Origin of the sequence: Mycobacterium sp. (genome assembly GCF_052145595.1) — a bacterium.
Taxonomy (GTDB): Bacteria; Actinomycetota; Actinomycetes; order Mycobacteriales; family Mycobacteriaceae; genus Mycobacterium.
On sequence record NZ_JBKQOI010000280.1, the window covers coordinates 1 to 4,769 of the forward strand.

Here is a 4,769-nt window from a genome sequence, read left to right on the forward strand (position 1 = left end):
TCGGCCGCGGCAGTTCCGCTGCCCGATCCCTATCTGGGTGAAAAGATTTGCGCTGCAGTGGTTTTCAACGGAGACCCGGTCAGCCTCGCGGAGTTGAACGCCTACCTTGGCGAGCGCGGGGTGGCCACACACGCCCGGCCCGACATGCTGGTCGCGATGGCGGCACTGCCCACAACACCAATCGGCAAGATCGATAAGAAAGCGATAGCCCGCCGGTTCGGTGGTTCGGAGGCATCGCAGCGGCAAGGAGCGTAGCGCCACGGCGAACGTCGGGCACATCCACGGATGGCGCTACGCTCATCGTCTCTGATACCCGGCCGCATCCGGGGCGAAACTGCCCGCGTCCGCGCCCGCCGTTACCGCTCGCTGAGCGTCAGCGTCCCCTCGGTTCTGAGCACCTTGCTGGCCGTGATCCGCTCGGTCTTGCGAGCCTCGCGGTCGAGGTAGCGCTGCTTGGACTCATCGAATTTGTCGGAGGCCTGCTCGAGCTCTTTGATCAGTACGGCGAGGTCGTCGCGCATCCACGCGGCCTCGCCGGTGAAGTCTTCGCGTTCGAAGATGCGCCACTTCCTCAGCACCGGCATGACGACCTCGTCGAGGTGTATGCGCGGGTCGTAGACGCCGCCGACGGCGATGATCACCGCCTTGCGGCGGAACTCCGGCACCGTGAAGCCGGGCATCTTGAAGTTGCGCAGGATCCGGTGCACCGACTTCATCGCCTGGTTGGGCGCGATGTCCAGGCCCGCGGCGCTGACGTCGCGGTAGAAGATCATGTGCAGGTTCTCGTCGTGTGACACCTGGGCCATCAACTGCTCCGCGATCGGGTCATTCGAGGCTTTGCCGGTGTTGCGGTGCGAGACGCGGGTGGCCAATTCCTGGAACGAGACGTACATGACCGAGTCGAACACGCTCTCAGCGAACATGTCGCCCTGCTGATTCTGCCCCGGACTGAAGCCTCTGGTCATTTGCTCCATGCGCAACTTTTCCAGCGCGACGGGATCGACCGCGCGGGTCACGACGAGGTAGTCGCGCAGCGCCGTGCTGTGCCTGTTCTCCTCGGCGGTCCACCGATTCACCCACTGCCCCCACGGACCGTCCATGCTGAAATTCATCGCGATCTCGCGGTGATACGACGGCAAGTTGTCCTCTGTCAGCAGGTTTTGCACCATCGCGACCTGCGCCACGTCGGGGAGTTGACTCTGCCCGGGCTCCCAGTCCTGGCCGTCCAGAGCGTAGAAGTTCTTGCCGTCCGACCACGGAATGTAGTCGTGCGGATTCCAATCCTTGAACATCGAGAGGTGGCGGTTGAGCAGGTCCTCGACCACAGGCTCTAGTTCCTGGAGTAGCTGCAGATTGGTCAAGCCCTTGGACACGGGGTCCTCCCAAGTTATGTGTTGCGATCAGTAACACGCAATATATCTGTGTCACGCAGTTACATCAAGCTGACACGCGCGGAATTGATCAAAAAGGGCCGAAAGTCCCTTTGGCGCGCAACGCGGAAAAACGGGACCTTCGGCTACGCCGAAACGCTCGCCAACAAGCGGAAATCTGACGCTATTGCCGTGCAATCAGGTACGGCGCGAGTGTGGACAGCTTCTCGCAGGTCTCCTCGAATTCGCGCTCGGGCTCCGACCCTTCGATGATTCCGGCACCGGCCCGCAACCATGTCTTCCCGTCGCATTCGTAGGCCGCTCGCAGCGTCAGCGCCGCGTCCAGCCCGCCGTCTGCCGAAACCATCACGACCGCACCGGAATACAGCCCGCGCGGGCCCTCATCGAGACGCAGGATGGCTTCGACGCCGGCCGCTTTCGGGATGCCCGACGCGGTGACCGCCGGAAAAAGCGCCTCCAGCGCATCCATCCGGTCGCTCGATGAGCCCAGGCGCGCGCTGATCGTGGAACCGAGGTGCTGGACGCTCCCCCGCTCCCGCACCGTCATGAAGTCGGTGACCACCGCGGTGCCCGGTTCGGCGATCTCGGTGATTTCCCGTAGCGAGCTACGCACCGAAATAGCGTGTTCGACAATCTCTTTGGAGTTCGACTCCAGGTCGTCGCGGGCCTGACGATCATGCGCCGCACCACGACCGAGCGCGCGGGTACCGGCCAGCGGCTCGGTCACCACGGCACCGTCGTGGTGAACGGCCGCGACAAGTTCGGGGCTGTAGCCCACGGCGCGCATTCCGCCCAGCCGCAACAGAAACGACCTCACCGGGGTGTTGTGCCGACGCCCGAGCCGGTAGGTGGACGGGAAATCAACCGCGAAAGGGACTTCGACACAACGGGATAAGATCACCTTGTGGTAGCTGCCCGTGGCGATCTCACGGACCGCCATCGCCACCCGATCGCGGTAGCCGGAGGGGTCGGCGTCAACGTCGACCGGGCAGGCGTCCGGAACGCCTCGCACGCCGTCCCCCACCAACTCGCGTACCGCCTCGCGGTGGCCGGTCTCGGCGCCGAAAAGGCGGACGGCCTCGCGGGTCACCACGATGCGGGTGCGCGGCCAGAACACTCGGGCCAGCGGGGTCCCCGGAGCCAGCCGCTGCTGCAGGCCATAGCGGTAAACGCCGAATTCGAACGCGATCCAGCCGAAAACTTGGTCGGTTTCCAGCAGTAGCCGGTCGATGGCTTCACCCAGCACCGGTCCCGGACGCCCGGACCACTGTTGCCGCTGGGTGGCGCCGTCGCGGATCACCCGCAGTTCGTCGCTGTCCAGCTCGACCATCGCCTGCACACCGCTGGCCAGCACCCATTGACCGTCGTGCTCGTAGAGCAGGTATTCCTCACCGACTCGCTCGGGCAGCACCGCGGCCAGCTCGGCCGCCAGGTCGGCGGGGTCGATGTGGACGGGAAGCGGCAGTGACGTGGAGCGGGCGGAACTCGTCTCGACGCTGACCTCGGTCACGGTTAGTAAATGTAGCCTAACCTATGAAACGCCGCGCGCAGGGCCCACCACCCCCGCCCCCGGCCCATGAGCGAAATCCGGCGAATCGGCGCCGCACGGACAGCCTTAACAAAACTTTAACGACAGCAGTTTTTGCCCGCCCCAGCTAACTTCTATCGCCATCGCCAACCATCGATCGAGAGAAACCTCGATACGTTCGTAATCGAGCTTGCAGATGGCTTATGCGACTGCGTTGCCCGCGGCGACCAGCCCACGATCTGCCCAGAGGCCGACCTGCGTCGATGTTTCGCATTGACGGCTTTTTGAGGAACCCTCACGCACTACTTGCCTTGAGCGTGGCGGTCTCTGACACATCTCCCCCAGCGGAGTCGGCGTCGGTCCCCCGCTGATTTCTTCGGCACGTTGACGCCGAGCCCATCCCCACAGGCAACCCACAGAGCAATCACAGTGGATTCACGCCGATCGCGCTTTACCCGGCCCGACCTGCACCGCTGTGACCACAGCCTTTAGCAAAACCACCTATTGCGCCACGCTGCGGCTAAATCTGGACGTTTCGCGTTGTTTCCGAGTGGCGGTCCCGCACCGGCGGGGTTAAATTTTGCACGATTTCGGGATGTTCGTGGTTGCCCCGGCTTGCGGACGGTGCTTCCCCCGATCAGCGCTTCAAAAGGAGAGGCACCAATGCTGCAAGAGTTCTGGCACAACTTCACGCACAACCTGTTCAAGCCGCTCCTGTTGTTCTTCTACTTCGGGTTCCTGATCCCGATATTTAAGGTGCGGTTTGAGTTCCCCTATGTGATCTACCAGGGCTTGACGATGTACCTGCTGCTGGCGATCGGCTGGCACGGTGGCGAAGAGCTCGCGAAAATCAACACCGGCATCTGGGTCATCGTGGGCTTCATGGTGCTGGGCTTCATCCTGAACTTCCTGATCGGAGGCTTAGCCTACGTACTGATGGGTTGGCTGACTTCCCTGCGAAGAATCGACCGAGCAACGGTCGCGGGTTATTACGGGTCGGACTCGGCAGGGACATTCGCCACCTGTGTGGCCTTCCTGGCCGCCGTCAATGTCGCCTTCAACGCCTACATGCCGGTCATGTTGGCCGTCATGGAGATTCCCGGTTGCTTGGTGGCGCTGTACTTCGTGGCGTTGCTGCGGCACCGAGGTCTGAACGAAGCGGGATACATGCTGGGCGAGCCCGGCTACACCCCACCGGTCAAGGTCGGGGTCGGTCCCGGCACCGCCGCGCGGCCCGCTAAGGGCGAGTCCCTGGCGGCCGAGCACAACCGAGGAGTCGAGCAGGAGCTGGAGCTCTCAATGGAGAAGCTCGAGCATCCGAACTGGGAGCCCGACCAGAGCCCGGCTCGCGGGAAGGCCAAGAGGATGCCCGTTTTCTCACGTGAGCTCCTGCAGGAAGTTTTCCTCAACCCCGGGCTCGTCCTCCTCATCGGCGGCATCCTGATCGGGCTCATCAGTGGGCTGCAGGGGCAAAAGGTCGTTGCAGACGACGACAAGTTCTTCGTGCTGGCATTCCAGGGCGTGCTGTGTCTGTTCCTGCTCGAGATGGGCATGACGGCATCCCGCAAGTTGAAAGACCTGCGATCGGCGGGCCCCGGTTTCATCTTCTTTGGCCTGCTGGCGCCGAATATCTTTGCGCCGCTGGGGATCATCGTCGCCCACGCATATGCATCTCTCACCCATGCCGATTTCAAGCCGGGAACCTACGTGCTGTTCGCGGTGCTCTGCGGCGCGGCGTCTTACATCGCCGTCCCGGCGGTCCAGCGGCTGGCCATCCCCGAAGCCAGCCCCACCCTGCCGCTGGCCGCGTCGCTGGGTCTGACCTTTTCCTACAACGTCACCATCGGAAT

4 protein-coding genes are annotated in these 4,769 nt (G+C 63.3%); 2 read left to right on the forward strand and 2 right to left on the reverse strand.

Annotated elements, in window-relative coordinates:
• Nucleotides 1-255, forward strand: a 255-nt coding sequence (locus ACLP4W_RS24315; RefSeq protein WP_442389952.1) for an AMP-binding enzyme, incomplete at its 5' end; no start/stop codon positions are given.
• Between the two features lie 101 nt (nucleotides 256-356).
• Here the strand turns inward: ACLP4W_RS24315 and ACLP4W_RS24320 are convergent.
• Nucleotides 357-1,373 carry an acyl-ACP desaturase gene (locus ACLP4W_RS24320; protein ID WP_442389953.1) on the reverse strand — a complete coding sequence of 339 codons (1,017 nt, stop codon included), beginning with the start codon at nucleotides 1,371-1,373 and terminating at the stop codon, nucleotides 357-359.
• Nucleotides 1,374-1,554: 181 nt separating this feature from the next.
• Complete coding sequence (locus ACLP4W_RS24325) at nucleotides 1,555-2,901, reverse strand: salicylate synthase (RefSeq protein WP_442389954.1); 1,347 nt, start codon at nucleotides 2,899-2,901, stop codon at nucleotides 1,555-1,557.
• A 681-nt stretch (nucleotides 2,902-3,582) separates the two neighbouring features.
• On the opposite strand from ACLP4W_RS24325, the gene ACLP4W_RS24330 reads away from it, so the two are divergent.
• Nucleotides 3,583-4,769: sodium-dependent bicarbonate transport family permease (locus ACLP4W_RS24330; protein WP_442389955.1), on the forward strand; the 1,187-nt coding region annotated here is incomplete at its 3' end.